The 24,748-nt window shown below is 60.6% G+C and carries 41 protein-coding genes and 1 tRNA gene; 19 read left to right on the top strand and 23 right to left on the bottom strand.

All coding sequences use genetic code 11. From position 1 onward, the window contains the following. Positions 1-5 precede the first annotated feature (5 nt). The 10 genes from RA26_RS12495 to RA26_RS12460 all read right to left on the bottom strand — a co-directional run bounded on the left by RA26_RS12495 (position 6) and on the right by RA26_RS12460 (position 5,931). Positions 6-1,958, bottom strand: a complete 1,953-nt coding sequence (locus tag RA26_RS12495) for a phage terminase large subunit family protein (RefSeq protein ID WP_039184084.1) — start codon at positions 1,956-1,958, stop codon at positions 6-8. Beyond that, complete coding sequence (locus RA26_RS12490) at positions 1,955-2,515, bottom strand: terminase small subunit (RefSeq protein ID WP_052272413.1); 561 nt, start codon at positions 2,513-2,515, stop codon at positions 1,955-1,957. Before RA26_RS12490 ends, RA26_RS12495 begins: the two co-directional genes overlap by 4 nt. Positions 2,516-2,695: 180 nt before the next feature. Then, positions 2,696-3,073, bottom strand: coding sequence for a bacteriophage spanin2 family protein (locus RA26_RS12485; RefSeq protein ID WP_052272404.1), 378 nt, complete (start codon positions 3,071-3,073; stop codon positions 2,696-2,698). Further along, positions 3,073-3,798 (bottom strand): lysozyme, encoded by a 726-nt coding sequence (locus tag RA26_RS23080; RefSeq protein WP_052272403.1) that lies wholly within the window; start codon positions 3,796-3,798, stop codon positions 3,073-3,075. The genes RA26_RS12485 and RA26_RS23080 overlap by 1 nt, the downstream gene beginning before the upstream one ends. A 9-nt stretch (positions 3,799-3,807) precedes the next feature. After that, positions 3,808-4,149 carry a hypothetical protein gene (locus tag RA26_RS12475; protein WP_039184083.1) on the bottom strand — a complete coding sequence of 114 codons (342 nt, stop codon included), beginning with the start codon at positions 4,147-4,149 and terminating at the stop codon, positions 3,808-3,810. Between the two features lie 103 nt (positions 4,150-4,252). After that, positions 4,253-4,456: a hypothetical protein gene (locus tag RA26_RS22640; RefSeq protein WP_152612599.1), complete on the bottom strand. Its 204-nt coding sequence runs from the start codon at positions 4,454-4,456 to the stop codon at positions 4,253-4,255. Positions 4,457-4,468: 12 nt separating this feature from the next. After that, complete coding sequence (locus RA26_RS22980) at positions 4,469-4,624, bottom strand: hypothetical protein (protein WP_193747613.1); 156 nt, start codon at positions 4,622-4,624, stop codon at positions 4,469-4,471. An 11-nt stretch (positions 4,625-4,635) separates the two neighbouring features. Continuing rightward, positions 4,636-4,839, bottom strand: coding sequence for a hypothetical protein (locus tag RA26_RS12470; protein ID WP_039184082.1), 204 nt, complete (start codon positions 4,837-4,839; stop codon positions 4,636-4,638). A 187-nt stretch (positions 4,840-5,026) separates the two neighbouring features. Beyond that, positions 5,027-5,671 carry a recombinase family protein gene (locus tag RA26_RS12465; RefSeq protein ID WP_039184081.1) on the bottom strand — a complete coding sequence of 215 codons (645 nt, stop codon included), beginning with the start codon at positions 5,669-5,671 and terminating at the stop codon, positions 5,027-5,029. A 71-nt stretch (positions 5,672-5,742) separates the two neighbouring features. Then, the gene (locus tag RA26_RS12460) at positions 5,743-5,931 is read right to left on the bottom strand and encodes a hypothetical protein (RefSeq protein WP_039184080.1); all 189 of its coding nucleotides are present in this window, start codon (positions 5,929-5,931) and stop codon (positions 5,743-5,745) included. A 121-nt stretch (positions 5,932-6,052) separates the two neighbouring features. Between RA26_RS12460 and RA26_RS12455 the strand changes: the two genes are divergently transcribed. The 4 genes from RA26_RS12455 to RA26_RS12440 all read left to right on the top strand — a co-directional run bounded on the left by RA26_RS12455 (position 6,053) and on the right by RA26_RS12440 (position 7,391). Further along, positions 6,053-6,310 (top strand): hypothetical protein, encoded by a 258-nt coding sequence (locus RA26_RS12455; RefSeq protein ID WP_039184079.1) that lies wholly within the window; start codon positions 6,053-6,055, stop codon positions 6,308-6,310. Positions 6,311-6,342: 32 nt separating this feature from the next. Beyond that, positions 6,343-6,591: a hypothetical protein gene (locus RA26_RS12450; RefSeq protein ID WP_039184078.1), complete on the top strand. Its 249-nt coding sequence runs from the start codon at positions 6,343-6,345 to the stop codon at positions 6,589-6,591. A 230-nt stretch (positions 6,592-6,821) separates the two neighbouring features. Next, on the top strand, positions 6,822-7,094 hold the full coding sequence (locus RA26_RS12445) for an RNA-binding protein (protein ID WP_039184077.1): 273 nt from the start codon (positions 6,822-6,824) through the stop codon (positions 7,092-7,094). A 36-nt stretch (positions 7,095-7,130) separates the two neighbouring features. Continuing rightward, on the top strand, positions 7,131-7,391 hold the full coding sequence (locus tag RA26_RS12440) for a hypothetical protein (protein ID WP_039184076.1): 261 nt from the start codon (positions 7,131-7,133) through the stop codon (positions 7,389-7,391). A 78-nt stretch (positions 7,392-7,469) separates the two neighbouring features. Here the strand turns inward: RA26_RS12440 and RA26_RS12435 are convergent, their stop codons facing one another. The 12 genes from RA26_RS12435 to RA26_RS12380 all read right to left on the bottom strand — a co-directional run bounded on the left by RA26_RS12435 (position 7,470) and on the right by RA26_RS12380 (position 13,233). Further along, positions 7,470-7,835, bottom strand: a complete 366-nt coding sequence (locus tag RA26_RS12435; RefSeq protein WP_039184075.1) for a hypothetical protein — start codon at positions 7,833-7,835, stop codon at positions 7,470-7,472. Next, positions 7,832-8,212, bottom strand: a complete 381-nt coding sequence (locus tag RA26_RS22635) for a hypothetical protein (protein WP_152612598.1) — start codon at positions 8,210-8,212, stop codon at positions 7,832-7,834. Before RA26_RS22635 ends, RA26_RS12435 begins: the two co-directional genes overlap by 4 nt. Before the next feature lie 455 nt (positions 8,213-8,667). Next, entirely contained in the window at positions 8,668-8,934 is a 267-nt protein-coding gene (locus RA26_RS12425) for a hypothetical protein (protein WP_039184073.1), read from the bottom strand. 66 nt (positions 8,935-9,000) lie between these two features. Beyond that, entirely contained in the window at positions 9,001-9,576 is a 576-nt protein-coding gene (locus RA26_RS12420) for a hypothetical protein (RefSeq protein ID WP_039184071.1), read from the bottom strand. 3 nt (positions 9,577-9,579) lie between these two features. After that, entirely contained in the window at positions 9,580-9,990 is a 411-nt protein-coding gene (locus RA26_RS12415; RefSeq protein ID WP_039184070.1) for a DUF1064 domain-containing protein, read from the bottom strand. A 7-nt stretch (positions 9,991-9,997) separates the two neighbouring features. Then, a complete protein-coding gene (locus RA26_RS12410) occupies positions 9,998-10,261 on the bottom strand; it encodes a DUF2312 domain-containing protein (protein WP_039184185.1) in 264 nt (87 codons plus the stop codon). Positions 10,262-10,266: 5 nt separating this feature from the next. Beyond that, on the bottom strand, positions 10,267-10,650 hold the full coding sequence (locus RA26_RS12405) for a helix-turn-helix domain-containing protein (RefSeq protein ID WP_039184068.1): 384 nt from the start codon (positions 10,648-10,650) through the stop codon (positions 10,267-10,269). Then, complete coding sequence (locus RA26_RS12400; RefSeq protein ID WP_039184067.1) at positions 10,647-10,946, bottom strand: hypothetical protein; 300 nt, start codon at positions 10,944-10,946, stop codon at positions 10,647-10,649. Before RA26_RS12400 ends, RA26_RS12405 begins: the two co-directional genes overlap by 4 nt. Beyond that, positions 10,943-11,851, bottom strand: coding sequence for a helix-turn-helix domain-containing protein (locus RA26_RS22110; protein WP_052272402.1), 909 nt, complete (start codon positions 11,849-11,851; stop codon positions 10,943-10,945). The genes RA26_RS12400 and RA26_RS22110 overlap by 4 nt, the downstream gene beginning before the upstream one ends. After that, positions 11,848-12,054, bottom strand: a complete 207-nt coding sequence (locus RA26_RS12390) for a hypothetical protein (protein WP_039184066.1) — start codon at positions 12,052-12,054, stop codon at positions 11,848-11,850. The genes RA26_RS22110 and RA26_RS12390 overlap by 4 nt, the downstream gene beginning before the upstream one ends. Beyond that, positions 12,051-12,680, bottom strand: a complete 630-nt coding sequence (locus RA26_RS12385) for a hypothetical protein (protein ID WP_039184065.1) — start codon at positions 12,678-12,680, stop codon at positions 12,051-12,053. The genes RA26_RS12390 and RA26_RS12385 overlap by 4 nt, the downstream gene beginning before the upstream one ends. Positions 12,681-12,960: 280 nt before the next feature. Beyond that, positions 12,961-13,233, bottom strand: coding sequence for a helix-turn-helix domain-containing protein (locus tag RA26_RS12380; RefSeq protein WP_039184064.1), 273 nt, complete (start codon positions 13,231-13,233; stop codon positions 12,961-12,963). Between the two features lie 131 nt (positions 13,234-13,364). On the opposite strand from RA26_RS12380, the gene RA26_RS12375 reads away from it, so the two are divergent. The 11 genes from RA26_RS12375 (at position 13,365) to RA26_RS12330 (ending at position 20,418) form a co-directional block, all read left to right on the top strand. Further along, positions 13,365-13,682, top strand: coding sequence for a helix-turn-helix domain-containing protein (locus tag RA26_RS12375; RefSeq protein ID WP_039184062.1), 318 nt, complete (start codon positions 13,365-13,367; stop codon positions 13,680-13,682). A gap of 164 nt (positions 13,683-13,846) precedes the next feature. Beyond that, positions 13,847-14,458 carry a helix-turn-helix transcriptional regulator gene (locus tag RA26_RS12370; protein WP_039184061.1) on the top strand — a complete coding sequence of 204 codons (612 nt, stop codon included), beginning with the start codon at positions 13,847-13,849 and terminating at the stop codon, positions 14,456-14,458. Between the two features lie 75 nt (positions 14,459-14,533). Then, positions 14,534-15,121: an acyl-homoserine-lactone synthase gene (locus RA26_RS22410; protein WP_082015819.1), complete on the top strand. Its 588-nt coding sequence runs from the start codon at positions 14,534-14,536 to the stop codon at positions 15,119-15,121. A gap of 59 nt (positions 15,122-15,180) precedes the next feature. Further along, positions 15,181-15,408: a hypothetical protein gene (locus RA26_RS12365; RefSeq protein ID WP_039184060.1), complete on the top strand. Its 228-nt coding sequence runs from the start codon at positions 15,181-15,183 to the stop codon at positions 15,406-15,408. Continuing rightward, entirely contained in the window at positions 15,408-15,827 is a 420-nt protein-coding gene (locus RA26_RS12360) for a hypothetical protein (protein ID WP_039184059.1), read from the top strand. Before RA26_RS12365 ends, RA26_RS12360 begins: the two co-directional genes overlap by 1 nt. Positions 15,828-15,932: 105 nt before the next feature. Continuing rightward, a complete protein-coding gene (locus tag RA26_RS22105) occupies positions 15,933-17,660 on the top strand; it encodes a DNA cytosine methyltransferase (protein WP_052272401.1) in 1,728 nt (575 codons plus the stop codon). Next, positions 17,657-18,232: a hypothetical protein gene (locus tag RA26_RS12350; RefSeq protein WP_039184058.1), complete on the top strand. Its 576-nt coding sequence runs from the start codon at positions 17,657-17,659 to the stop codon at positions 18,230-18,232. Before RA26_RS22105 ends, RA26_RS12350 begins: the two co-directional genes overlap by 4 nt. A 13-nt stretch (positions 18,233-18,245) precedes the next feature. Next, the gene (locus RA26_RS12345) at positions 18,246-18,518 is read left to right on the top strand and encodes a hypothetical protein (protein ID WP_039184057.1); all 273 of its coding nucleotides are present in this window, start codon (positions 18,246-18,248) and stop codon (positions 18,516-18,518) included. 24 nt (positions 18,519-18,542) lie between these two features. Continuing rightward, positions 18,543-19,202 carry a hypothetical protein gene (locus RA26_RS12340; RefSeq protein WP_039184055.1) on the top strand — a complete coding sequence of 220 codons (660 nt, stop codon included), beginning with the start codon at positions 18,543-18,545 and terminating at the stop codon, positions 19,200-19,202. 17 nt (positions 19,203-19,219) lie between these two features. After that, complete coding sequence (locus tag RA26_RS12335; protein ID WP_039184054.1) at positions 19,220-19,426, top strand: hypothetical protein; 207 nt, start codon at positions 19,220-19,222, stop codon at positions 19,424-19,426. Next, positions 19,420-20,418, top strand: a complete 999-nt coding sequence (locus tag RA26_RS12330; protein WP_039184053.1) for a tyrosine-type recombinase/integrase — start codon at positions 19,420-19,422, stop codon at positions 20,416-20,418. The genes RA26_RS12335 and RA26_RS12330 overlap by 7 nt, the downstream gene beginning before the upstream one ends. Positions 20,419-20,498: 80 nt before the next feature. Here RA26_RS12330 and RA26_RS12325 read toward each other — a convergent pair. After that, a tRNA-Ser gene (locus RA26_RS12325) sits at positions 20,499-20,588 on the bottom strand. 252 nt (positions 20,589-20,840) lie between these two features. On the opposite strand from RA26_RS12325, the gene RA26_RS12320 reads away from it, so the two are divergent. Genes RA26_RS12320 through RA26_RS12305 form a run of 4 tightly spaced genes read left to right on the top strand, consistent with a single transcriptional unit; the run spans position 20,841 to position 24,724 of the window. Further along, positions 20,841-21,764 carry an SPOR domain-containing protein gene (locus RA26_RS12320; RefSeq protein ID WP_039184182.1) on the top strand — a complete coding sequence of 308 codons (924 nt, stop codon included), beginning with the start codon at positions 20,841-20,843 and terminating at the stop codon, positions 21,762-21,764. Then, on the top strand, positions 21,748-22,962 hold the full coding sequence (locus RA26_RS12315; RefSeq protein ID WP_052272400.1) for a D-alanyl-D-alanine carboxypeptidase family protein: 1,215 nt from the start codon (positions 21,748-21,750) through the stop codon (positions 22,960-22,962). Before RA26_RS12320 ends, RA26_RS12315 begins: the two co-directional genes overlap by 17 nt. Further along, a complete protein-coding gene (tmk, locus tag RA26_RS12310; RefSeq protein ID WP_039184052.1) occupies positions 22,959-23,609 on the top strand; it encodes a dTMP kinase in 651 nt (216 codons plus the stop codon). Before RA26_RS12315 ends, tmk begins: the two co-directional genes overlap by 4 nt. After that, entirely contained in the window at positions 23,606-24,724 is a 1,119-nt protein-coding gene (locus tag RA26_RS12305) for a DNA polymerase III subunit delta' (protein ID WP_039184051.1), read from the top strand. Before tmk ends, RA26_RS12305 begins: the two co-directional genes overlap by 4 nt. Positions 24,725-24,748 lie beyond the last annotated feature (24 nt).

Below are 24,748 nucleotides of genomic sequence, written 5' to 3'. Positions count from 1 at the left end.
TCGCCCTATTCGTCGCTGCGGCGCCGCCTTCTTTTCTTGGTCTTCAAACGTCGGCGCTTTTTCGGAGTTTCCTCCGTGGGCGCGCGCAGTTCCTCTGGCGGATTTTCCCCGGCCTCTGCCTCGGCAACGGTTTCGGCCTCCTGCTCAATCTCCTGGCCCTGTTCTTCCAGCCCCTTCAAAACGCGCTTGATGTTAGGGCGCAGAATCCGCAGCGCGGCATATGCATAAACACGGCAGTCGAAGGCTTCATTCCGGGGGCGGACATTGTGCCATTCCCGGATAGGGAAACCCTTGATGTATTTGGTTCGCAGGGTTTCCGCGGTGAACATGTCATACCAGGCCGGGTCGCGGCCAAGCGGGAAATGGCAATGCCCCGGGCCGGGCTCAGGGATGCGCGCATTCTGGGCGACTACGACTTTCGCCTCGTCCACGCCAATCGAATGCAGCCAAACCGGACGAACCCCGCGCTGCTTTACTTTGCTGGGCTGGGTCACAATCGGGCGCCCCCAGCCGCCAACCCCCTTGATCGCCCAGACCTTCCGCCCCAGACGTTTCCGGGCATAGTCATAGGCTGCCTGTGTCCGCCCGCCCTCGCCGCCGGTGTCCAGGCATGCGGCGGAGATCCGAAGCTCGGCGCCGCTTTCATGCTCCCAGGTATCGGCAAGCAGTTCGTCCAGTTCGTCCCATACGTCCTGCTGCAGCGGATCGCCCCACAGAACCTTGTAGTCGACAGACCAGGACTCGTCGCCCAGCCCCCAGCCGACGATTTCCACCTCGAGCCGGTCATTCTGCATGTCAATGCCAGCCGTCAAAACGCCCGCCCCCATCGGGACCGGCGCCGTGAATTCCTTGGCCCGCGCCATCAGCACAGAGGACTCGAGCTGGTCGCCCTCTTCTTCCCAGGTCTCGGCCAGCGACACGTTCACAAAGGTCTGCAGGTCGTTCGCTGCCTTCTTGTCCAGGAAGGACTGCACAATGTCTTTCAGGTAGCGAAAGCAGCTGTAGAGTTCGGACAAGTGATAGGAGGCGTGGCCGCGAAATGGCTTCTTAGCAATCCAGCCGCCGCCCTGTTTCTCCGCGTTGCGGATCGCGGCGCAGCGCTGCCCGTCATTCCAGGCGGTGCCGCAGCCCTCTCCCTCGCAAAGATAGGTGGCCGTCTCCGGCAGGTGCTCGCCGTTTTCGTCTTTGCACCAGGTAACCTGCGACCATTTCAGGGTTTGGATATGCCCGCAGTGTGGGCAGACCACATGGAAATAGCGCTGGTCGCCTTCCAGAAAGGCGGTCTCGATCCAGCTCTCACCCTTGATGGTCGGCGTGCTGATTTCCAGCAGGAGCTTTTGATCACCAAAGGTAGCCGCACGCTGCCACAGAAGCCCGACCGGGTGCCCCTCGGTTGTGCGGTCATAGCCGTCTGTCTCATCGCACACGATGAACGGCGCCGACCGGCCGCGCATCGTTCTCGGCGATCCTGCCCAGCTGAACATGAGAAACCCGCCCGGGTAACTCTTCATGCGCTGGTTGTTCACCCCGTCCCGGCCGCGCGGTTTGGCCAAAACATTCTGCAGTCCTTCGTTCGCGTCGACCATCGGGTTGAACTTGGTTTCGAGCCAGGTTGTCAGGTCGCCCTGGCTGGGCTGCATCATCATTTGGGAAACAGGGTTGAACCCGATCCGGTAGGCCTGCGCGGCAAGTGCGGTTTGTGTCTTCCCGACCTGGGCGCCCCACATCAGCGTGATACGGTCGCACCGCGGGTTCGCGGTCATGTCGACCACTTCCCTCTGATACGGGGCATTATCAAACCGCATTTTGCCCGGAACGGCATTGCCGACCGGGATATTGATATTCGCCTCAGCCCATTCGGAGGGTTTCAGATTCGGCGGTGGCCGCAAGAATTCCCGCGCGCGGCGGGTCGCGCGGACAACCGCGCGGGCGTTGGAAAAATCAGCCCGGGCGTTCACTCACCTTCCGCCCCCTCGCCTTCGCCGTCTTCATTTTCGCCAAGAAACAGATCCGTTTCTTCGACAAGGTCCCGGTCGGCCAGTCCCGCAAGGGCATGATCGACTTCCTCGCGCATAACGTCCTTGAAGCGGGTTTCGTCAGTTTCCCCCATGAGACGGCGCGCCGCCCGCTGGGGCAGCACGTTTCGCAGGCTGGCCCGCACCTCGCCAAAAGCTTTCGTGAGCGCGCGCTCGTATTGCTCGACCGGGACAACCTCGTCTTTGGCCTTGGCCAGATCGAGTTCCGCTTGTTCCGTTTCCGCTGCCAGTTTTCTCAGCTGCAGTTCGTCTTTGTTTGCGTTCGTGGTATGGCTCGACTGGGCACGGATATCGTCGTCCCGCCAGCTGCGAACCTCAGCCGTGTTGAAAATCCAGGCCCGCCCCCGCCCGCCGCGCTGCACCACCGGGCAGCCGCGCCGCACCCAATCGTCGATGGTCGGCAGCGAGACGCCGTTGAATTCGGCAAGCTCGGCGCGGTTTACTTCTCTGCCGCGCGATTTCTTATTCTTTCCAGCCACTTGCGCCCCAATCAAATAGAAAACTGTACCACTGCGCACAGGCGCGCATTTTTACTTCTTGAGCCGGATTAGGTGTTTTCTTTCAGCCGCTTGCGCGAGCTAAATAATAAACAACCCCTATCCCCGGCGGCACGCACACATAATTTTCTGCGTATCCTGCTACCCACGTGACGCCCCGCCCTAGGAGGGACCCATTTTTATCACCCTGCCGAAGCCTGCCACAACGCTTGCGCCGATCTGTGCTGGCGTCGGCAACAGCCAACCCAGCAACGCGACCAGCAGCAGCCATGGCGGCGGATCTTCCCTCACCACAACGGTCTGAACCGCCTCGCTGCGCACGCTGGTACGGCCAGCGCTTTGTTCAATGGTGCGGGCTTGCGGCCGGGTCAGCCTTTGCTCGGTTACCACCGTCTGGCCAATGGTCTGCGCATTCGTGCGACCAGCCTGCACGTTGGCGGCCACATTGGGCGCCCCCGTGGCAAGGCTGGCCAGGCGCCCCACTGGCGACCCGCAGGCCGCCAGAACAAGGCACAGGGGGGCACAAACACGCCAGAACATCAGGTAAGGCCTTTAAGGCACAATGCGTGCTTGCTGTCCGCTCGCCGGTTCTCGAGGCCGCGGATACGTTGGCCGCCCGCCTTAACCCAACGCCGCAACTCATTGCAGGCACCCACATAATCGCCAGCGTTGGCCTTTCGCATCATCGTCGACTGGCACACCGGCCCGGAGCCAACATTGAAAGCAAGTTCCAGCATGGACGCCTGAACACCCAAAGGGATGCCCTTATTCGTCATGCACGGCGATATTTCGGCATAGAAGGTATGAACGTCTTGCTCGAGCCGGTCGACGCATTCAGCCATTGTGGCCGTGTCACCGATCTGCACGCCGTGAGTGTCCCCGAAGCAAATTGTGGGCACGCCGACGATATCGACATATGCCACAGTCCGCACACCTTCCCATTTGGCAATAAACGGCGTTGCCATCGCGATCACCAGGGCACCCGCGGTCATTCCGGCCAGCCCGCGCCGTCGCACTGCGCCGCTGGTATCGGCTCTGAAGTCCTTCAGGGCTTCGAGATTGGTCTGAACTATCAGGCGCGCGGGAACGGCTAACGTGTTCAGAACCGCGGCAGCCGCCGCGAACCAGACCGGGTCCCAACCCAGTTGCTCTGCGGTCACCATACTGATGAATGCGCCACCCATTGACACCAGCGCTGCAATCACCATCAGCCGCACCGACCACGAACCGGCCAGAACAGATTTCCAATTCGGTATGAGTTTCATATCCGCCTCCTATTGGTTTTCAGGGAAATAGCCGGGCGCCGGACCGGCTCGGCGATCAAGCCGCACACGGATATCGACAAGGGTTTCGAGAATGCGGTCGAGCGTGGCATCCTGCGCGCTGATGCGCTGTTCCACCTGCCGCAGACGCGGGCCGATACTGTCGAGCTGATCCTCAAGGCGCTGGAAATCATCCAACGCAACGACCTGCCCCTCGAGCCGCTTGATCGTCGCCTCGGTCACGGACATGCGCGTATTGAATTGGCCCCAGGCGAAAGCCAGGGAAGTAAGGATCGTGGCAAGGCTCAGCACTGTGCCAAGCGATATGCTCTTGTTGATGATTGGTTGAGACATTCGGGCGCCCTTGCTCGCTTTTGGAACAAGATCGCGCAATAAGTGTGCTTCAACCTCTGGCGGAATTCCCACCCATAGGCCCCTGTTGGGCTACTGGGTGCTTTCAGTATGGCGTCGTGTGGCCGAGGCTCGGTGTTGCGGCTTCAGGCGCGGCAGGCAAGCCCTGCGGAGCTTCAACCTGGTGCCGCTCGAGCCATTCCTTGAACACTCCCCAGAGATCCTGATCACTTGGGGCGTCACGAAAGCCAGACCTCGTTTCGAGCATGCGCTTCAGGTCATGAGGAATTGTGTGCGGCCAGTCTGCCATGCGCCCTCGCTCCTACTCTGGACGCATGGAACGCTCGATCAGCGCTTGCGTCTTTTCATCCATCGGCGCGGTGCGGATCGCGTGGATCATGCGACCGACATACCGATCACTTGCAACCAGGATGGCCGCAAACAGCATTTGTCGCGCAATTCTGTCCCGCAACCGCATTGCCTCGCTCCTTAGTTGGATTCGGCCTCAGCCAGCATTTCAAGGTGGCTCTTAGTAATCTCGCGGCCACTGTTTCCGACTATGCGGACCTTTTCGTCGCTCCGCTCCAAACCCTCCACAGCCGCAAGAGCTTCTTGGGCTGTATCAAACTCAGAGGAGCCTTCGCGAACGCCATCAATTTTATTAACCGGCTGAAAATAAACTGTGATTGTCAATTTTTACTCCTCAGTTGGACTTACAAACCAGAGCCGCACGATGGCTATCTACTCCCTGGCTTTGCGCTTGCACTGCCCTCATGCAGGACTGAAACTCGCCAAAGTGGATTTCGGCGGCCTTAGCCACCAAAATACATGCGCCAATGATCATCGCTGCGATTATTGTCTCTCGCACTTCTGCCCCCTCTTAGGGTTCCCCACCGTCTTCGACGGATTCTATCTCGCCAGCGTCCCACCGCTTTTGAAAAGCATAGTACGCTGCACGGCTCAACTTGACCTCTGACAGCGGCTTGACCGCCTCAAAGACTTCCTGGCCGCGCTTGCCGTTGCGCAACATCATGTCGGCCACCTCGACCCGGGCAGGCGTCATGGCAACAGGGCGGCCCGGCTTCTCGCCCCTCGCCTTGGCCCGCTCGATCCCGGCCTTGGTGCGTTCAATGATCAGGTTGCGCTCCAGTTCAGCGACAGCGCCCATGATCTGCACCATCGCTTTGCCCATCGGCGTGGTCATATCCACGCGCTCAGTCAGGCTGAAGAACTTCAGGCCACGCCGCTCGAACAGGTTCAGCACCATAATCACGCCTTCCAGCGTTCGGCCCAGCCGGTCGAGTTTCCATACGACAAACTCAGTGCCAGGGTGCTGTGCAAACTTGAGCGCTCGAATGAAGTTAGGGCGGTCCAAGCTGCCGCCGCTGGCCCGATCCACGAAGATCAGCCCCTCAGGGACGCCATAATCCTTTAGCGCCTGGATCTGCATATCCGGGTTTTGCTCAGCGGTCGAAACGCGAGCGTATCCGATCTTGAGTGTCGGCCGTTTTTCGGATTCGGACATCGCTTTCTTACTCTAAATCCCGCCTCACGTATCCAATCTGGACACAATTTCTGGACAAGGCAACCTGTGCGTTATTCGTTCGATCCGTTTTCACCTTTGGCACGGTGCATACGCATGTCACAACGGATCTTGAGCTTCTTTCGCGTGGCATCCCGACGGGCCTTCACCGGGTCCAAAGCCCTTTTCGCAGCGGCAAAATCTGCCTCTGCGGCCTCAAGCTCTTGCCGCTCTTCGTCAGTTAGGAAGTCCTGCCACGCCATTCGCGTTTGTATGCCCATAAATCGCATACTAGCAAGCGCAATAATGTATGTCTATTATTGACATACTGTATGCTCAAAAATAGCATACATCCCAACGATACAGAAACCGCCGGAGGCCAAATTGGAAACGATTGACGGATATCTGACCCGCTCACTCATCAAAGATGAAATGAAAGGCGGCGGGGGCTGGCGCACGGTTCAAGATGTTGCGAGGGCCTGCGCACCCACCAAGCCGAAAATGATCTGGGCAGCCGAAATGCTGCACAAAGCAGAGCAAGACGGGATAGCCGAATTTGACAGGGTAGGCTTGGAGCCGATCTACCGCACCACCAAGACGCTTGAGCAGGCGAAGGCCGATCACCCGTCGTACATCCCCTGAATCCAGAAACCGCCCATCCGCAGGAGGCAATCATGATCCTTAAATCAATGACTGAAGCGCTGGCCACGACAGCCGTCAAATACGCTGGCGCAGACAAGCCAATGCCAACCCTCGAATTTGTGATGCACCCGAACACGCGTAAAGACGCCTGCTTGGAGGCCGGTTTTAACACGAACCACCTGTACCACATCCATGACGTTTGGATGTTCCGTGGCATCCAGATCCGGGAAGATGAGAGCCTATCAGGCTGGCGCCTGTCGCCCGTCGAAGATCAATTCTAAAACCGCCGGAGGCCACCATGCCGAGACACTGCCCCGACTGCGGCGCCCAAATGGAAGACGACTCTCTGCACTGCTGGTGCCCGGCGGCGGGATGCTCTTTCAGGGGGTACGTGGTCCTGCAAACCGGGAAGATCCTGCGCGAACCGGAGCCGGAAGACGACGATGACCGCTGGCAGGATAACCCTGGCCGCATCCCCGATTACGACTGATCCAACACCCCCGGAGGCCACATGCCAGACCTGTATCTCCCCCTGAAGCGCGAATACTTCCAGCAGATCAAATCCGGTGAAAAGACCGAGGAATTCCGCCTGGCGAATGACTATTGGGCAAACAGGATCGTTGGCAGGCAGTATGAAACAATCATCCTGACCGATGGCTATCCGCCGAAGTCAGACGAGACGCGCCGCATTACCCGTATGTGGCGCGGTTATCGCAAGACGGTAATCACGCATCCGCATTTCGGCCCCGATCCTGTCGAGGTCTATGCGATCCGCGTCAACTGAATCCAGAAACCGCCCATCCGCAGGAGGAACCGCCCTATGTGGGAGCTTGACCCAGACGAAACACCGGCAACCGACGAAATGGTGCAGGTGCTTTGCGAACAACTGCACAATGAGCCGGAAGCCGTTTCGATTGGTGACTTCGGCGCAGGTGAGGAGTTCGTTTCCATCGGCTACATCCGCGCTGACAACATGCAGTGGGAAGTCGCGGGCTGGAACATGAGCCACGACTGCTGGACCTCGGCAGCAGGCTACAAAGTCGTAGGCTGGCGACCGCTTGCCAGCCCCAAAGAACCCTAATCCAACAAATGCCGCCCCTGAAACGACAAAAGCCCCGGTTAGCGCCGGGGCTTTCTTTCCTGCAGTGCTGCGGCTGGATTATGGCTCGATCCGCCGCAGACCGTGCGCAGCAATCATGGCGTCGAACTGTGCGGAGGGATCTGTGCTGCTGGCTGGGCCGGTCACCACAACCAGGTGATCAGCGACGGCCTGCCAATCTGCGGGGGTCAGGCCTTCCGGCCACTCCATGCCCGGTGGCAGATCTGGGGCAAAGGACAGAACATGCAGGAAGGCGTCCGTTTCCGCGGTCGAGGCTGCGGCATGGGTTGCAGGCTCCGCGCCGGACTGTGAAAGCTGGACAATGAAGTTTTGCCCGCTCCGGCCCAGGGCATTGGCGGCCCGGTTGCAGGCCTCAGCGTGTTCTTTCGGCGCTATGAAGGCGATACGATTGGTGTGCTGGGTCATACCGCCACCCCGAAGTATGCCGCCACCTGCTGCTGCTGCGCCGCTGTAAGGGTGCCGGATACGAGTACCGCGCCCACCATATTGTCGCGAAGCACATCATAGTCCCCAGCCATCGCCACGCTTTCATCCGCGATCAGGCTGCCACCGGCGGCGATGTAGGCAGAGTAAATTCCGGTCAGCGGTGCAATCAGAGAATCGTCGCCATCGTCTGCAAGCTTCTTGTCCGCTTGATAGGTGGGCCGTGCAGCGTCACCCGGAGCGAGGCAGTGGTTACCCGCCAGCTCTCTTACAGAGATGCTGCTGAACGTGATTGACCCGGTAGGCGAGCCGCCACCGCCCAAGGCCAGCAGCGCGGTCTGTGCGTCGTCTGCGGGCACCCGGTAGCGGTGCGTTCCGACAGCTTTTGCCAGAACCAGGTATGGGAAAGGTCCCGCGCCCGGTGGGGTAAACAGGTCCCCGGTGAAATCCGATGCCGTGATGGTGTACTCTATAACGTAAGTCCGTCCCGCGTTTGGAGAAGAGACTGCGGAAACCTGACCGCCGAGAGACAACGTGCCGGATAGCGTGCCTGCTATTTCACCACCCAACGCCAAGCCATTCGACTTGTCCAAGCCCAGCCTCACCGGATCCCCTGATGGATCAGACGGCGTGCTGCCCGCTGCGTCCTGAAAAAGGGTCGAGGTGTCCCGCCAGTCCAGAAACAGACCCTGCGCACCACCGGCGAACAGGTCGACGGGCGAAAACACCGCACCACCCGGCGCGCGAAGCCCAGCCCCTGCGCCCAACCGGGAACTGCTGAACCGGCCCGCGTGAAAACGCCCGCCAAACTGCATCAGGGAACCAGAAGGCTTGCGCTTGCGCCTTTACCAGCCAGCCAAAGCCGCTCGCCCGCCTTCAGCTGCATCGGGGTTGACTGCCCGGCATGGACTGGATGCGCCTTGCGAACATGGATGCCCGGCAAATCGTCGGTGGTGGTGATCTCGAAATAGACGGTGTAACTGCTGGTATTGGTCAGCAGAATGTCCTGATCAGCGGCAGCAGTGTGGCGCTTGCCCGCCTGCCAAGTCTCCGAAAGCTGGTCATAATGGGTGGTGGGCATTCGTGCCTCCGCAAAGTCAAGGTGCGGGCCGATTGTCTCAACCTGCACCCTGCCCGCCCTCTGGCACTATTCCGGCGACTGCAAACGTGGGCGCCAGTAATCTGCCAAGTCCAGCAGCGCCGCGACGGTCTTTTTCTCGACTCCGATCTCCCTGGCGATCTCCGCCTCTTCCGCGCCCTGATCGTGCAGCCGCATCACATAGTCAGCCAGATAGGCCTTGCGAAGCGCGTGGCAGGCGGGAAGCTCGAGAATGCAGTTCCCGTGACTGAAGCTCAGCCGGGTAGCGTCCTCAAAACCGATAAGGGTGGCGATCCGGTGACCCTCGGGCATTTCGGCCGGGACGTACAAACTGCGCCGCCAGCGGCGTTTGCCGCTGGGCCTGGTGCCTTCTACCAGGCGCACAGCCTTTTCACGGCCGACCACCTCGGCGATCTCCTGCACGCTGTCAGGGAGCATTACGCGGTGCCCCCGGCCCGCTGCGAATTCCGCCAGCGGATAGCGCACCACGTCGGGCATTTCGAGCTGGCGGGCTATCAACGCTGGGGCTGGTTTCGCAGGCGCTGGGCGCCCAGCGCGTTGCGCCTGATCCAAGAGGCTCCGCAGCTGCTTGTTCTCTGCTTTCAGATCCTCGATCACACCCATGGGTCAGCCCTTCGCCTTGGTGACAAGGATCTCCATGCCTTGGGCGAGCAGGATGGCACGCTTCAGCTTGAACACGTCGGTTTCATGCCCCTTGCGATCCTCGATCACGGCGCAGCCAAGCCGCCTGTCGACATAGGTGAAGTCGGCCCGGTAAACGCGCTGTTGTTTCCCGCCGTCGGTCATGATGGGCCCGTCCCGGCCATGCAAGGGAATGTCCACCTGACGGCGCAAACCGCAGATCTCGCCTGCCTCCTGCAGGAGCAGCAATTCCGCCCAGCGCTGGGCCTCTGTCTTGCTGTCATGGGTAATGCCGTCTGGGGTGGTGGTGCGCTGCGTTCCCCGCACACGGCGCTTGTCCTGCCCCTGTGTGCTTTGCTGCTGGCGGTACTGCTCTGCCGTCAAACGTTCTGTCATGGCGCCCTCACATGCCCAGCGCTTCTTTGTACATGTCGAGCACCGCCTCTTCCTCGGCGATATCGTTCTCGTCGCGCTTGCGCAGGGCGATGATCTTGCGCATGACCTTTGTGTCGTACCCGCGGCCCTTGGCTTCAGCCATTACCTCTTTCTGCTGTTCCGCGATGGTCTTCTTTTCTTCGTCCAAGCGCTCGAACCGCTCGATGAACTGGCGCAACTCGGCCTCTGTTACGCGGTAGTTTTCGCTCTTCTCGTCGTTTGCCATGTCCATAGCCATCAGACTGCCTCCTGCTGCTGTTTCTCGTAGTCCTGAATGCCGGTGCAAATGGTCGAATGATCACGGCCAAAGAACCGGGCGATAGCGATTAGGGTGAAGTTGTGTTGTTTCAGCTCGACCCAGCACTGCCTACGCGGCTCAATGAGGTGTGCCAGGCGGGAAGGCCCCCGCAGCTCGCTCGGCAAAACTTGGTGTTGCTGGGCTACCTTTTCGGTGATCTGTTCCATCAGGCTGCGGGGTGTTCCGGCGTGGCCTGGCTGGGTTCTGTCATGCAGCCCCGCGGTGTAGTGTTCCACGCATAGGCGCTCAATCAGTTCAGCGCGCTCGCGAGCGTGGCGCAGTTCCATTTCCAACAAGGACTCGGATCGCACGGTTTCGCTCATTGCCTCTTTGCCTCCTGATGGTCATTCAGAGCCTTTCCGGCGAACTCGAGCGCCCGGGCCATATCCCGCGCGTTCGGGTGCTTCCCTGGGGCCGTGCGTGCCAGCTGCAGCTGAATGCCATAGGCGCCGCGGATCTCGTCGAGGCTGTTGAACCGCTTGCGGGTGGGCACCTCTTGCCCGACCAGCCCTTTGCCGGGCGCGTGGATGATGCAGTCGCCGCGCTCCACATCGACCGTCACGGTGATTTTGCCGAAGGTGGTGCCGTGGGTTTCCGGGCTGAGGTGCGGGCTGGTCATACGTTGATCCCCGCGGCTTCGCAGTCCGCCGCTGTAACCAGCCCCGCGGCAATGCACTCGCCCGCTTGGCTGGGCTTGATGGTCCGCGCCCAAGGCTTGCGATCCCTGATTTCCTGCGCCCGCGCTTCCAGCACCTTCTGCGGATCAACGCTTTCCCGCGGCGCGGTCACATGCTGGCGCCAGCGCTTTTCGTCGATCCAGTTCTCGGAATACTTGATGAAACGCGGCTTGTTGCCGACCTGCTCGACCGCATAGGCCCGGGCACCGGCCAGGATCTCTTTCGGGTCAGCACCATCGCCCAGCGCTTCCCTCAGCGATTCCTCGGTCGCCTCCTGGTCACCCATCCGGGGATAGACGCTGACGAACTCAGCAAAGAAACCATCAAAATCAATTTCGGATTTGTGCGGGGCGGAAGCCGCGCAAGGTTCTCTTACTGGTTCTCTTACAATGGTTAGTGTCTCATTTTGAGACACGGTTTCGGCGTTTTTTGAGACACGGTTTTCGCCATTTTTGAGACACGGCACCGTGTCGCAATTTGAGACACGGCCCGCCGTTTTGTTCTCTTTTTGCCCCCGCTTTCCACGTGTCTCATTTTGAGACACGGCGTTTTCAACGTGTGGGGGCCGGTCGAAATTGAGGCCCAAAATGTAGAAGGTCGAAAGAGGCTTGCCGGTGCGCGGATCGATGCGCGGAACCCGGCGGATCAGCTCGAGTTCTTCCAGCGTCTCAAGGTGCCGGTTCACCGTGGCGCGGGACATATTGCAGTCCGCCGCCAGGGTGACCTGGTCAGGGTCACACCGCAGGGTGTCTTTGTTGTGCCTGTCTGCCAGCTGGATCAGCACCACCCAGGGGGCGGGCTTCAAATGCCTCTGATCCAGTGCCCAGCTCACTGCCTTGTGGCTCATGCTTGGCTCCTGCTGCTCGAATTACCCGCCCAGCGCTGGGCGGCCTCTGTGGTGCCTGTTCCGCCCTCTGCAGCCGCTATGCGGGCCGTGACGGTGTTCAGGCGTTTCATGATGCGGGCGGTGCTGCGATGCGCTCTGCGTGCCTTGTGCGCGTCTGTGAGCAGGCAAAGCCGCTCGACCTTATCGACGATTAGCTCGGTCATAGGGTCAGTTCCCCCTGCCGGGCGTCGTTTCGGTCCATCAAACGAAAGGCGGTTTCCTGCCCGGTCCAGGCGCGATCCCATATGAACCAAGCGTTGCGCTGCGGCGGAGCGCCCTTTCCTGTGAAGTCGACTTTCCAGCGGCAGCCATAAACACGGCTGATAGGATGCTGCGCCAACAGCCCAGCGAGCCCGGCCGCATAGGGCCAGTCAGCATTCAGGAAAAACGCGACATACTCTGCGCCCAGGGACAGTGCGTGGCTCAGCCAACGTCCGCGACCGTCTCTGGCGTTGATCTCGCAATAGGGCGGATTGGTGACAATGGCAGGGGCAAGCGTTTGGTCGAAATCATAGAAGCTTCGAAGCTCTGCACCATCACAGCCCCTATCAATCAAGTCAGTTCCGATGCAGGGCAAGCCGTAGGCCTCGAATTCACGCATCATCGCGCCATCGCCGCAGGCAGGTTCCCACACGGTGCCCAACTGGCGCAGCTTGTCACCTTCATAGGCAAGGAAAGCCCGGGTCACCTCAGCAGGCGTTGGGTAGAAATCATGCTCTTCTCGCGGTGTCGTGTCTGTTGAGACATTGCCAGTGGCGCGGAAAAGCGATTTTGCAGATGGTGCTGCCATCACCCTGCCCTCTGTTGAATAGCTGGCAGTGACGGGAAAGCCCGCCTCTGGCGCCTGCCTGCGCCCCGGTGACTGCACTTACCGGCTACCATGTGTCCCTCGCGGTCGCGCCGGGGCCGGTTGTCAGTGCTGTCTTGGTGTTCCGCTGTCCCGTGATGTTCAGCGTCAGGTCTACCCAGCGCGTGTTCCGTGGCGCGCGGCAAGGCTGCCCCCCCGCCGCGCGCGATCATCCCGCCCCAGGGTGGAGTGTAGGCAGGATGAAATTTCTGGTGTGGGCCCGTCATTCCGGGGCCCCGGTGTCTTTCGCGGCCTGCTGCCTGCGCACACCTTCGATTGCGTCGAAGATCTGCTTCATGGTCCGTGCAGTGGGATTTACCTGCGCGCCTGTAGCAATCTCTCGGACGATATTGTTGTTGGTGTTGCCAGGTATCAGCTGGGCAACCTTGTAAGCACTGATTCCAAGCTCTTTCAAAGAGCGCTTAACATACGCGCTGAACTCTTCGCCGGAGGGAAACTTTCCTTCCTCGGGAAACGGGGTTGAGTGCTTGGCCATATCCACCTCTCTAGATGGATACCTTTTTCCATTTTTAGATGGATGCTTGTCAAGTTATAAAGCGACGCTAACTGCTACCTATCAAATTTGCTGGGTTTCCAAGTTCCAGCTATCCTTTTATAAAATGAGCCATGACAGAGTATCAGAAACAACTCGACAAGTACTGCAAGCTGCGCGGCCTATCTCGGCCACGCGTTGGAACAGCTGCAGGCAAGAACAAAAACTACGTCTCCGACGTGATCAATGGAAAGATCACGCCAACCATAGACGCCCTTGAAGGATTGGCGGAGGTGCTTGAAGTATCCCTCGCTGTTCTTTTGTTCGGCGACTCCCCAGACAACGACATGGAGGAATTCGCCAACAAGTTTAAGCGCCTTGATGCAAGTGGGCAGCGGGCTGTCTTTGCTCTGATGGACACTCTTTCTGCTCTTCCTGAACCTGACCAATAGCTCGATCCATTTCATCAAGTACGGCTCGCCTATCCTTCGAGTTTAGCCGCTTGAACTGCTCAAATTTCCTAAACAAGTTTCGTTCCATCCACTTTTAACTTGATATCCTCGCTCCGCTGACTATCGTCCAGTTTTAAAGCGATATCAACCAGAGAGTGTAGAGTATGGATCAAGATAGACTGATAGCTCGGCTGCACGAGATTGCAGGCGACGGTGTTGCTATCGGATTTGGGTTCGATCAAAGCGGGCAACCTAAAGAACACCTCTGCACCTACAAACAAACCTGGCAGGATCACTATTGGGCTAACAAGCTGATTTTCAATGACCCGATCATAGGCTTTGGGGTGCGGAATCTTGGCGCTGTCAGATGGTCGGACGTTGAAGGCAGCACAGAAGACAATGCCGTAACCCAAGCGCGCGACTTCGGCATGAACGATGGAATAGTTATCTCTGTACAGGTCGACGGAGAACGCGCCATTGCCGGGCTGGCAACAAGCAGCCGCCCCTCTGATGCAGAAATCAACGAAGCCAGAGTTATCCTAGCAGCTCTTCAAGCTTCCAAAACCGATGAACCTCAGATTGTACTGACGCAACGTCAGAAAGAAATCCTGCGCCTCATTGCAGATGGTGCCACTGCCGAAGACGCCGCATTTGAATTGAACATTGATACTAGCACGGTCAACTTTCACAAAAGAGAAGCGCTTCGCAAAAACCACCAACACGCGAAGAACTTCACCGCCCTGCTGTCTGCAGCGATCCGCAAGGCTGTGATTTAGGCCATTTAAAACATGAGTGAATTCCGCTAGTCCGGCTCCTATCGTCACCTTGCTATCTACACGCAAGGGGCGATCATGAATACATACTGGGCGAACTGCCTGACAACCGGCATCCCGCAGCAACTTTTGCGCGCACAATTTCAGCTAAGAAAAGCGCTCTTTGTTGACAACTACCGCTGGCAATTACCGACAATCGGCGAACTTGAAGCCGATCAATATGACACTCCTTATGCCTCATACTGCCTGACTGAGAGAAATGGAAAACTTGCGGCAAGTGCCAGGATCTTGCCGACAAGCACCAACCTCGGCACTTCAACTTACATGATTCTCGACGCCGCCTTAGGCCGTCTCAGTCCTTCGCTTCCACCAGAACTTTGCAGCGGTTTCGTTCCACCCTCTTCTGAAAGGGTTTGGGAGGCAACCAGGCTGACGGTCTGTCCATCACTTACGAAGCTAGAGAAGCGGGCCGCCCTGCGATACACAGTGGAAAGGATGATGGCAGAGGCAAGGGCCGCAAGAATAGATCAGTACATCGCAATTGGCGGAATCGAGCTATCCTTGGGCGTCCGATCAGCTGGCTATCAGGTCGAACGGTTAACACCCTTTTTAGGTGTGGGAAGCGGCAAGGTGGCTATTTATAAATTGCCCGTGGTCCATTTATAGATTGACTTATCCTTTTATAAGTGGAAATGTGACCTCCGTAGAAAGCTGCGGAGGACAGTATGACGAACGATCAGACCAGGACAATCAATCTGCCCCTCACACCGGCAGAGGCGGTTCCGAACAGCGTTCTGCGCGACCTGGCCCATAGCGACCCTTTGCGGGCCATGGGCCAGATCTCCGACGAGCACCAGGCCATTCTGTCCATGTACCTGCCGGATATCTGCGGCGAGCTGATCGCGGCCCGGGCAGAGCTGGCGACCCTTCGCAATCCGGCAAGGGCCGCCTAATGACCGCGACCAGCCAGGAAATCTATTCGCTCGCCCAAAGCCTCAAGAATGGGAACCCGTTCTGGCGCGCGGCACTGCTGCGCACCAACGGTGCCCACGTGATCAAGGGCAGCCGACACCCCAGCGACCGGAATGATTTGGACGCCCAGCGCTGGCGGATAACCATCCACGGCATCACCGGTGAAGGGTGGAGCCACCAAGAGGCACTGAATAACTGGATTCGCTGGGCGGACTGGCATCACAAGATGGATCTCAGCCGCCGCGCCACCGACCACCGGGTCGACTGCCCCTATAACGGGCAGGGTCTGCCGGAAGACGCGATGCGGCAGGCCCCTGCCCCCGAAACACTCCCCCAGGCGAAGGCTGAAGAGGCGCCGACGCTTGAACTGGCTGGGGGTGCTTCCCCCGGCTCCCTTTGATCCCCGCGGGCTGGCCCCCGCTCCGCCCGGGCGCGGCAGCCGCCACTCACGACAACCGGCCGCGCCCTGAAACCGCATTTTTGGAGACACCCTCTCTTGATTGGCATGACTTTTTGTTCCGGCATCGGCGCCCCTGAAATGGCTGCCCAGTGGGTGGATTGGCGCCTCGCGTCGGAGATTGAGCCGTTTCCCCGCGCGGTTCTGCAGGAGCGTTTCGGATACCGGCTGCCGGAGGATCACAACCAGGGTGACCCGCTTCTGTGGGGCGATATGACCGAGATCACCCCGGAGCTGCTGCGCCAGCGCGGCGTACCCGCACCGGAGCTGGTCGTCGCGGGCACGCCCTGCCAGGATTTTTCGGTCGCGGGCCTTCGCGCCGGTCTGGAAGGCGACCGAGGAAACCTCACCCTAACGTTTGTGGAGCTACTGCATGCAATCGTCGATGCTCGACCTGATGGAAAACTCGCTGTCCTCTGGGAAAATGTACCCGGCGTCCTCTCCGACAAAGGAAACGCCTTTGGGTGCTTCTTGGGAGGGCTTGTCGGCGCAGTGGATGCCCTCCTACCAAGCCCCCGGCCAAAGCGAGGAAAATCCAACGCTTTCTGGAAATGGCACAAGGGGGGCGAAATCGAAATCCTTGGAGACGATGGCGAGCCCACAGGAGAGTTCGAAACAGCGGAACCCCACCACCGCCCCAAATGGCCTTGTGAAGGTATGGTGCAGGGGCCAAGGGCACGGGCAGCATGGGCCGTTCTTGACGCCCAATACTTCGGAGTGGCGCAGCGGCGCCGTCGCGTGTTCGTTGTCATCGATTTTGGAAACTGCGTCGATCCCGCGGCGGTATTACTTGAGCCCGACCGCCTGCGCGGGGATTCTCCGCCGCGCCGAGAAACGGGGCAAGGATCTGCCTCCCATGCTGCACAGGGCGTTGCAATCCGTGGCCGCGATGAGGGAGGAACCGCGGAGCTGAGCGGTTCCATAAGCCCCGCTTTGCGGGCTTCACAGGGTGGCGGAGATAAACCGCATGTTCTGGCTCCTTCTGATGTTTCTCGAACCATCCCGGCGCGCACCAACGGCGGTGGCGGGCTCGGAACAGAATTCGACTGCGACGGAGGGTTAATCCAGGAGACATGCGCAACCCTGGATGCGAGCTACGGGCGCCTTCAGGGTGCTTCGGGCCAAGATGCAAACCATGGCCATTCGCAGTTGATTGCCCACACCTTGACAGCAGGGATGGCCAAGAGCGCAAGTCGGGTTCCGCACGAGCAAGGAGCGCTGGTCCCTGTCGCCTTCGACTGCAAGGGCACAGAGGTTCAAAACGATGTTTCCGGCGTGATGCCGCCGCTGCGATCGATGGGGCATCTGGGCAGTCACCAGAACGCCGGCGGTCACGCGGTGATTGCCATCCAAGAACGGGCTGTTTGCGAAAACCCGGATGCGGGCCCTGACGGCGCTGGCTTCCGCACCGATGATGCCGCCTACACGCTGGAGGCGCGCACCACAGCCCAAGCCGTTGCATTCGATACCACGCAGATCACCAGCGCCGCGAACTATTCAAACCCGCAGCCCGGCGATCCATGCCATCCCCTTGCAGCCGGGGCGCATCCTCCGGCGTTGGCTGATACCTGGGCTGTTCGCCGTCTGACGCCCACAGAGTGCCACCGGCTTCAGGGTTTCCCCGACGATCACTGCGCCATCACCTACCGCGGCAAACCCGCCGCTGACGGCCCCCAATACAAAGCGCTTGGCAACAGCATGGCGGTGCCTTGCGTCGGCTGGATCCTCGACCGGATCAAAATCTCCCACGAGCAGAAGAGGAATGCAGCATTATGAGCTACGAAAACGCCCGCCGCATGTTCGACCGGCATATCCTCGAGTGCATCGTCGAGAAGGGGAACGCCGCATTCGGCGCCACGGAAACATTTTATGGCCTGGCTTTCTTCATGAATGACTGGGTGTCAAAGGATCTGGCGCGCGCTCTGCTGCGCGATCTGACCGACCGGGGCTTCTGCCACTTTCACCGCGGCCTGTTCAATGACGACGGCGAACCAGCTGGCTCTGGCTATGGCATCACCGAAAAGGGGCTCGAATACTATCAGGAGCTGGTCGCAGAGAATGCCGCCATGCTCATGCCCAAGCAGGTAGTTGCCATCATCGCGAACAACAGCGCCACAACAGGCATCTTGGCCGGTGTCGGCGGCAGTGAGCTGGCCGGAAACATCATTTCGACCCTCAGCGCCAATCCCGATCTGATTGGTGAGTACCTGGCAAACCCGGCTGGAACGCTGATCGACAGGGCAGAGCTTTTCCGGCCGGAGCAAGGCGCGCTGAGTTGGCTGGCCCGCAATGGCCAGATCGTCACCCCTCAAGAAATGCGCGCTCACCTCGGCCAAGCCGACAACTGATCCAGGAGGCTACATGAGCACTCTGCACCTCCCTCTGAAAAGCATCTACTTCGACCAGATCAAGAGCGGCGAGAAAGTCGAGGAATACCGGAAGGCCAACCCCTACTGGGCTAAGCGCCTTGAGGGCCGCTCGTACTTCGACATTGAGCTGACCAAGGGCTACCCGCCAAAGGGCGACACCAGCCGCCGTATCACGCGCCCCTGGCTCGGCTATCGCAAAACCACCATCACGCACCCGCATTTCGGCCCCGATCCCGTCGAGGTCTATGCGATCCGCGTCAACTGAATCCTGAAACCGCCGGAGGAACCAATGAGCCACTTTGAACTGTCCATGCTGCGTCTGATGCGCGCAATGAAGGTGACGACTGATTGCGCTCGCTACTACTTGGCAGGCGCTTTGGTGGAGCCGATTGAGGGCGGCGGCGCCTGGATCGTTGCCACGAACGGCACCGTCATGCTGATCCAAAAGGATGAATCCGCCAAGGCACCCCGCCCCGCAATCATCAGGGTGACACCGGCTGAGTTCGAGCCGGAAGAGGATGAATTCGGCAACGTGTCGACCACCTGGAACTGGGGGACATCCACGATCAAAATCCCGACTGGCGACATCTACAGTACTCATGCCGCTCCGGTGTCGTGGAAGGAAAACGAGCCCTTCACTCACGCAATTGCCGAGTTCGTTGAGAAGGCGGATCGCTTCCCGGAGTGGCGATCAGCGATTTCCGCGAAACGCAAAGACCCGCGGCTTGCCGTCCCAGACGAACGCTACACAGCAGTTCAACCGGGGCAATTGCAGCACCTGACGGAATGGGCCATCGGCTTTGAAATCCACCCGGCTGAGCCAGCGCACGCACAGACCATCACGTATGTTGGCGACCCCAATTCTCTTGGCGTGATCATGCCCATGGCGCGAGACCGGGATAACCACCTCCCAGCCATCATGACCGCCATCCAAGCCAATCAGTCTTAAAGACCCCGGAGACCCCCATGGGCCGCATGACACCCATTGCAGTAGCGGAGAAAGGCGCGGCGCAGCTTCTTGATATGAAGCCTGCAGAATTCCGCGCGCTAGTTGCTCAGGGTGTGTTACCTCGCCCCCGCAAGGTTGGCCCCTACGAACGCTGGGACGCGGAAGAACTGCGGGCGGTGATGCGCGGCGACTTCGTCGACGGCTTTGAGGACGTGAAATGGTGAAGAAGAAATTCACAACAACAAAGAAGGTCAAGGGGCGGCTGTACCAGTATTTCCGCAAGGATGGCCGGTACGTGCGCCTGCCTGACGATCCAAGCAGCGAAGAATATGACAGGGAATACTGGCGGCTGATGCGCGGCGGCGGTGCGCTCTCTCAGAAATTCACGTTCGAGAAGCTGATCAAGAGCTATAAACAGTCGCCCAAATGGGACCGTCTGGCCCCGCGGACCAAGGCCGACTATTCGAAGGTTCTGGAATACATCTCAGACAAGCTGGGCGGCAAAGATCCGACCAAGATGCGCCGATCCACAATTATCGAAGCTCAAATGGCGAACCGCCACCGGGCCCGCTTCGCAAACTATATCCCCCATATGCTGTCCATTCTGTTCGAGCACGCAATCGACTTGGACTGGCAGCGCGACAATCCGGCCAAGGGGATTCCGAAGATCAAGACAGGTGAGGGCCATAAGCCTTGGCCCGCCTCTGCTGTCGCGATCTACCGAAAGCACTCGGACGGGCTGGCATTGCTGATTTTCGAGCTTGCACTAGGCACCGGCCAGCGCGCCTCGGACCTTACCCGAATGGAATGGGACCACATCGAGGATGGCGGAATCTGGGTCACCCAAGGCAAAACGAAAGCCCGGCTCTGGATACCCTTCACCACCCGCCTTGCAGCTGTCCTTGCAGCCACCAAGCGAACCAGCCTGAAATTCATCCTGGCCGACGAATTCGGCCGGGCCCTGAACTATGACCAGCTGCAAAAGAAGGTGATGGCTGTGCGAAAGTCTGCCGGGCTGACCGAATATTCGCTGCACGGCCTGCGCTACAGCGCCGCCGGTGAACTGGCAGAGGCAGGTTGCACCGATCAGCAGATCGCCTCGATTACCGGGCACAAAAGCCTATCCATGGTCCAGAAATATTCCAAGGGCGCGAGTCAGAAGCGCCTGGCGAAGGAGGCCCAGAGCCTCAGGGAACAGAACAAAAACGGATCATGAACGTGGGAAACTTTTTGGGAAACCTCAAAATCCCCCCTCTTGGGCGGTCTCACTAGGCGGCAGCTAAATACTTGATTTTGTGGCGGGGAGACAGGGATTCGAACCCTGGGAACGCTCTCACGTTCAACGGTTTTCAAGACCGCCGCATTCGACCACTCTGCCACCTCCCCGGTCCGTCAGCGGTTTAGGATGCAACGCCGGGCGAGGCAAGCGGAAATCCTTGGCCAGCGGAAACTGCGCAAGAGAAATTTTCCAGCCGCCGCCAGACACGCGGAAATCTGCCACCGGCGCGGCTTTCCCTTGCATCGTGATCCGGCAGGGTTTTCATGACCGGAAGCGCAGGCTATCATGCCGCAAATCAAGAAGACCGGGCATTCCGGCAGGGGCGCAAAAGCGCCGCGGGCACAGGCAAGGATGAAAGCATGTCAAACACGGTGTCGAGAGCAAGAAAGGCCCCGCGGATCACCGCAGCGGCCTTGGGCCTGCTGGTCCTGGCGGCTTGCGAGGACGGGCCGAAACTGGGCTTCCTGGAACCGAAACCCAAGGCGGAAGGCGAGGTCCGCAACTCCAGCAGCACCAAACTGGTGGAGCGCGACGTGGAAGCGCCCGACGTGTTCCAGGTTACCGAAGCCGGCCTGTGGGACGGGCGTCCGTCGATCGGCGGGGTCTGGGTGGCGCATCCCGACACCAAGGACCCCGAACGGGTGATCATCCGCAACAATGCTAACGGCCAGTTCGTGATCGGTGCCCTGTTCCGGCGCGAGCGCGAGATTCCGGGACCGCGGCTGCAGGTGTCCTCGGATGCCGCTGCCGCTCTGGGGATGCTCGCCGGCGCACCGGTTGAAGTGAACGTTACCGCCCTGCGGCGCGAGGAAGTCGCCCCGGAGCCGCAACCCGAAGACTTGTCAGGCGCCGAACCTGCGCCGGAGGGCGACGCTGGGCTGAGCGACGATGCGCTGGCCAGCAGCGAGATCTCTGAGACGCCGCTGGATCCGATTGCCGGTGCCGCCGCCGCGATTGAGGCCTCGGCGCCCACCGCCCCGGATGCAACTGCAGCAGCTGCCAAGGCTGAGCCGGCCCCGGCGCCGGCCTCCAAACAGCAGAAGACGTCGCTGAGAAAACCATACATCCAGATCGGCATCTTCAGTGTTGAAGCCAATGCTAAACATGCCGCCAACGCAATGCGCAGCTCCGGAATGGTGCCGGAAGTGCGCAAGCAATCCACCAGCGGAAAGACTTTCTGGCGGGTGCTGGTTGGCCCGGCGCAAAGCAAGGCCGAGCGCAGCCAGCTTCTGAAAAGCGTAAAGGACACCGGATTCGCTGATGCCTATGCTGTCACGAACTGACACCCCCGGCGCGCATCTGGCGCGTCTCCTGAAATCATCTCTGCGCACAGGTCTTGCCGCCGGTCTGGCCGTAAGCCTTTCAGCACTGTCAGCCGCCGCTTTTGATACCAAGGCACGCGCGGCCTATGTGCTGGATTCGGGCACGGACACCGTGCTGCTGTCAAAGAACGCAGATGTGCCGCTGCCGCCGGCCTCGATGTCCAAACTGATGACGCTCTATGTGGCCTTTGAGGCGCTGCGCGACGGGCGGCTGACCCTGAATGAAACCCTGCCCGTCAGCCAGCACGCGATGAGCTACAAGGGCTCCACCATGTTCCTGGATACGCTGGACCGGGTGCGGGTCGAAGATTTGCTGCGCGGAATCATCGTGCTGTCCGGTAACGACGCCTGCGTGGTGATCGCCGAGGCGCTGAGCCCGGATGGAACAGAGGCGGGCTTTGCCCGCTACATGACCAAGCGCGGCCAGGAACTGGGCATGACCGCCTCGACCTTTGCCAATTCCAACGGCTGGCCCGCCGCCGGGCACCGGATGTCGGTGCATGACCTGGCGATACTGGCCGAGCGGCTGATCGAGGATTTCCCGGAATACTATCCGCTGTTTGCCGAAACCAAGTTCGAGTTTGACGGCCGCGCGCCCTCCAATGTCCGCAACCGCAACCCTCTTCTGAAACTGGGCATCGGCGCCGACGGGCTGAAGACCGGCCACACTGAAGAAGCGGGCTACGGTCTCGTCGGTTCTGCCAAGCAGGGCGACCGGCGGGTGATCTTTGTGGTTTCCGGCCTGGACAGCGAACGCGCCCGGGCAGAGGAGGCAGAAGCCCTCGTTAACTGGTCGTTTCGCCAATTTACCAAGAAAACCGTTGCCAAAGAGGGCATCCCCATCGCCGAAGCCGAGATTTGGCGGGGGGCCGAGCGATCGGTAGGGCTGGTGCCGGCCGAGGATCTGGAGATCCTGCTGCCGTCTTTGGCCGGTGGCACAATCGAGGGCGAAGTTGTCTACAGCGGCCCGATTGAGGCGCCGGTAGCACAAGGCCAGCGTCTGGCGGAACTGGTGCTGCAGCCCGAAGAACTGCCGGAGGTGCGGCTGCCGCTGGTGGCCGAAAGCGATGTGCCCGCAGGCGGATTTGTGGTGCGGGTGAAAACCGCGGCACAAGTGCTGATAAAGCAATTCCTGACCGGTCCCGAGGGGGCGCTGTGACAGCGGACACGGGGCGCGGCGGCCTGTTCATCACCTTTGAAGGCATCGACGGGTCCGGCAAGTCCACCCAGTGCCGCCTGCTGGCCGAGGCGCTGCAGGCGGAGGGCCGCGATGTGGTGCTGACACGCGAACCCGGCGGCTCCCCCGGAGCTGAGGAGATCCGCCGCCTGGTGCTGGAGGGCGATCCCGACCGCTGGTCGGCGGAGACTGAGCTGCTGCTGTTCATGGCGGCGCGGCGCGACCATCTGGAACGCACCATCGAACCTGCCCTCGCGGCTGGCAAGGTGGTGATCTGCGACCGCTTTGCCGACAGCACTCGGATGTATCAGGGCTTGTCGCGCGGCGATCTGCGCGCCGCGGTCGACCAGATGCACAAGCTGATGATTGGACGCGAGCCGGATCTGACCCTGCTGATTGACATGGACCCGGCTGAAGGTCTGGCGCGCGCCAAGGGGCGGCAGGGTACAGAAGAACGGTTCGAGGATTTCGGCGTCGAATTGCAGGAAAAGATGCGCGCGGGCTTCCTGGCGCTGGCGCAGGAATTTGCCAACCGCTTCCGCGTGGTCGATGGCGCCCGCCCGGTGGAGGACGTCGCTGCCGATGTCCGCAAACTGGCGGATGAGGCGCTGGAAGGGCCTGCTGCATGAGCGCTGACGAAGACCTTCCCCGCGCCGACCAGGCCGAGGGCGCGCCGCATCCGCGCGAGACCCTGCGCCTCATCGGCCAGGACGCGGCGGAGCAGGATTTCCTGACCGCGTACAACTCCGCCCGCCTGCACCACGGCTGGCTGCTGACCGGCCCGCAGGGTGTCGGCAAGGCGACCCTCGCCTGGCGGATCGCCCGCTTCCTGCTGGCAACGCCGCCGGCCGAGGAGGGCCTGTTCGGCGCCCCGCCGCCGCCGCAGACACTGGACATTGACCCTGAGCACCCGGTCTCGCACCGCATCCAGGCGTTGGCCGAACCCGGACTGGCACCGATCACCCGCTCCTACGACGACAAGGGCAAACTGCGCAGTCAGATCGTGGTCGATGACATACGTAAATTGAACCGCTTTTTCGGCCTGTCGGCCACCGACGGCGGTCGGCGGGTGGTGATCGTGGACGCCGCCGACGACATGAACGTGAGCGCCGCCAACGCGCTGCTGAAAATGCTGGAAGAGCCGCCTGCGCGCACAACGATCCTCTTGATCTCGCACCAGCCCTCGCGCCTTTTACCGACGATCCGCTCCCGCTGCCGCACCCTGCGGCTGGGGCCGCTGTCTGCACCGGACATGGAGGCAGCGCTGGCGCAATCGGGTGTCGAGCTGCCCCAGAACATGGACAATCTCGCAGCCCTGGCGGGCGGTTCTGTCGGCGCGGCGCTGCGGCTGATCAACCTGGGCGGACTCAAGATCTATGCCGAGCTGGTGCAGATCCTCGATTCCATGCCCCGGCTGGACCGCCAGCGGGCAATGGCCCTGGCCGAGGCTGCTGCCCAGCGCGGTGCGGCTGACCGGTTTGAATTGCTGTTGTCGCTGACAGAGATGGCGCTGGCCCGGCTCGCGCGCACAGGCGCCACCGGCGCACCGCCAGCGCCCGAGGCGGCACCGCAGGAGGCGGCGATGCTGCAGCGCTTGTCGCCCGATCCCCGCAAGGCACGCGCCTGGGCCGACCTTGCCGCGGAAGTGACAGCGCGCGCCCGCCACGGACAGGCGGTGAACCTTGACCCCGCCGCCCTTGTCCTAGATACGGTTTTCAAGATGCAGGAAACCGCGTCGCGCTAGGGTTTTGGCGCGGTGCAAGCGGCA

Source organism: Leisingera sp. ANG-M7, assembly GCF_000813965.1.
Classification (GTDB): Bacteria; Pseudomonadota; Alphaproteobacteria; order Rhodobacterales; family Rhodobacteraceae; genus Leisingera.
Note: the sequence above shows the minus strand (reverse complement) of the source record. Positions and strands in the feature narration are given on the sequence as shown.

What these genes read in the sequence shown, in the direction of transcription:
- RA26_RS12485 (WP_052272404.1), bottom strand. Translation starts at nt 3,073, where the DNA reads ATGTTCTGGCGTGTTTGTGCCCCCCTGTGCCTTGTTCTGGCGGCCTGC.
- RA26_RS23080 (WP_052272403.1), bottom strand. Translation starts at nt 3,798, where the DNA reads ATGAAACTCATACCGAATTGGAAATCTGTTCTGGCCGGTTCGTGGTCG.
- RA26_RS12475 (WP_039184083.1), bottom strand. Translation starts at nt 4,149, where the DNA reads ATGTCTCAACCAATCATCAACAAGAGCATATCGCTTGGCACAGTGCTG.
- RA26_RS22640 (WP_152612599.1), bottom strand. Translation starts at nt 4,456, where the DNA reads ATGGCAGACTGGCCGCACACAATTCCTCATGACCTGAAGCGCATGCTC.
- RA26_RS22980 (WP_193747613.1), bottom strand. Translation starts at nt 4,624, where the DNA reads ATGCGGTTGCGGGACAGAATTGCGCGACAAATGCTGTTTGCGGCCATC.
- RA26_RS12465 (WP_039184081.1), bottom strand. Translation starts at nt 5,671, where the DNA reads ATGTCCGAATCCGAAAAACGGCCGACACTCAAGATCGGATACGCTCGC.
- RA26_RS12460 (WP_039184080.1), bottom strand. Translation starts at nt 5,931, where the DNA reads ATGGCGTGGCAGGACTTCCTAACTGACGAAGAGCGGCAAGAGCTTGAG.
- RA26_RS12450 (WP_039184078.1), top strand. Translation starts at nt 6,343, where the DNA reads ATGATCCTTAAATCAATGACTGAAGCGCTGGCCACGACAGCCGTCAAA.
- RA26_RS12445 (WP_039184077.1), top strand. Translation starts at nt 6,822, where the DNA reads ATGCCAGACCTGTATCTCCCCCTGAAGCGCGAATACTTCCAGCAGATC.
- RA26_RS12440 (WP_039184076.1), top strand. Translation starts at nt 7,131, where the DNA reads ATGTGGGAGCTTGACCCAGACGAAACACCGGCAACCGACGAAATGGTG.
- RA26_RS12435 (WP_039184075.1), bottom strand. Translation starts at nt 7,835, where the DNA reads ATGACCCAGCACACCAATCGTATCGCCTTCATAGCGCCGAAAGAACAC.
- RA26_RS12425 (WP_039184073.1), bottom strand. Translation starts at nt 8,934, where the DNA reads ATGCCCACCACCCATTATGACCAGCTTTCGGAGACTTGGCAGGCGGGC.
- RA26_RS12420 (WP_039184071.1), bottom strand. Translation starts at nt 9,576, where the DNA reads ATGGGTGTGATCGAGGATCTGAAAGCAGAGAACAAGCAGCTGCGGAGC.
- RA26_RS12415 (WP_039184070.1), bottom strand. Translation starts at nt 9,990, where the DNA reads ATGACAGAACGTTTGACGGCAGAGCAGTACCGCCAGCAGCAAAGCACA.
- RA26_RS12410 (WP_039184185.1), bottom strand. Translation starts at nt 10,261, where the DNA reads ATGGACATGGCAAACGACGAGAAGAGCGAAAACTACCGCGTAACAGAG.
- RA26_RS12405 (WP_039184068.1), bottom strand. Translation starts at nt 10,650, where the DNA reads ATGAGCGAAACCGTGCGATCCGAGTCCTTGTTGGAAATGGAACTGCGC.
- RA26_RS12400 (WP_039184067.1), bottom strand. Translation starts at nt 10,946, where the DNA reads ATGACCAGCCCGCACCTCAGCCCGGAAACCCACGGCACCACCTTCGGC.
- RA26_RS22110 (WP_052272402.1), bottom strand. Translation starts at nt 11,851, where the DNA reads ATGAGCCACAAGGCAGTGAGCTGGGCACTGGATCAGAGGCATTTGAAG.
- RA26_RS12390 (WP_039184066.1), bottom strand. Translation starts at nt 12,054, where the DNA reads ATGACCGAGCTAATCGTCGATAAGGTCGAGCGGCTTTGCCTGCTCACA.
- RA26_RS12385 (WP_039184065.1), bottom strand. Translation starts at nt 12,680, where the DNA reads ATGGCAGCACCATCTGCAAAATCGCTTTTCCGCGCCACTGGCAATGTC.
- RA26_RS12380 (WP_039184064.1), bottom strand. Translation starts at nt 13,233, where the DNA reads ATGGCCAAGCACTCAACCCCGTTTCCCGAGGAAGGAAAGTTTCCCTCC.
- RA26_RS12375 (WP_039184062.1), top strand. Translation starts at nt 13,365, where the DNA reads ATGACAGAGTATCAGAAACAACTCGACAAGTACTGCAAGCTGCGCGGC.
- RA26_RS12370 (WP_039184061.1), top strand. Translation starts at nt 13,847, where the DNA reads ATGGATCAAGATAGACTGATAGCTCGGCTGCACGAGATTGCAGGCGAC.
- RA26_RS22410 (WP_082015819.1), top strand. Translation starts at nt 14,534, where the DNA reads ATGAATACATACTGGGCGAACTGCCTGACAACCGGCATCCCGCAGCAA.
- RA26_RS12365 (WP_039184060.1), top strand. Translation starts at nt 15,181, where the DNA reads ATGACGAACGATCAGACCAGGACAATCAATCTGCCCCTCACACCGGCA.
- RA26_RS12360 (WP_039184059.1), top strand. Translation starts at nt 15,408, where the DNA reads ATGACCGCGACCAGCCAGGAAATCTATTCGCTCGCCCAAAGCCTCAAG.
- RA26_RS22105 (WP_052272401.1), top strand. Translation starts at nt 15,933, where the DNA reads ATGACTTTTTGTTCCGGCATCGGCGCCCCTGAAATGGCTGCCCAGTGG.
- RA26_RS12350 (WP_039184058.1), top strand. Translation starts at nt 17,657, where the DNA reads ATGAGCTACGAAAACGCCCGCCGCATGTTCGACCGGCATATCCTCGAG.
- RA26_RS12345 (WP_039184057.1), top strand. Translation starts at nt 18,246, where the DNA reads ATGAGCACTCTGCACCTCCCTCTGAAAAGCATCTACTTCGACCAGATC.
- RA26_RS12340 (WP_039184055.1), top strand. Translation starts at nt 18,543, where the DNA reads ATGAGCCACTTTGAACTGTCCATGCTGCGTCTGATGCGCGCAATGAAG.
- RA26_RS12335 (WP_039184054.1), top strand. Translation starts at nt 19,220, where the DNA reads ATGGGCCGCATGACACCCATTGCAGTAGCGGAGAAAGGCGCGGCGCAG.
- RA26_RS12330 (WP_039184053.1), top strand. Translation starts at nt 19,420, where the DNA reads ATGGTGAAGAAGAAATTCACAACAACAAAGAAGGTCAAGGGGCGGCTG.
- RA26_RS12320 (WP_039184182.1), top strand. Translation starts at nt 20,841, where the DNA reads ATGTCAAACACGGTGTCGAGAGCAAGAAAGGCCCCGCGGATCACCGCA.
- RA26_RS12315 (WP_052272400.1), top strand. Translation starts at nt 21,748, where the DNA reads ATGCTGTCACGAACTGACACCCCCGGCGCGCATCTGGCGCGTCTCCTG.
- RA26_RS12305 (WP_039184051.1), top strand. Translation starts at nt 23,606, where the DNA reads ATGAGCGCTGACGAAGACCTTCCCCGCGCCGACCAGGCCGAGGGCGCG.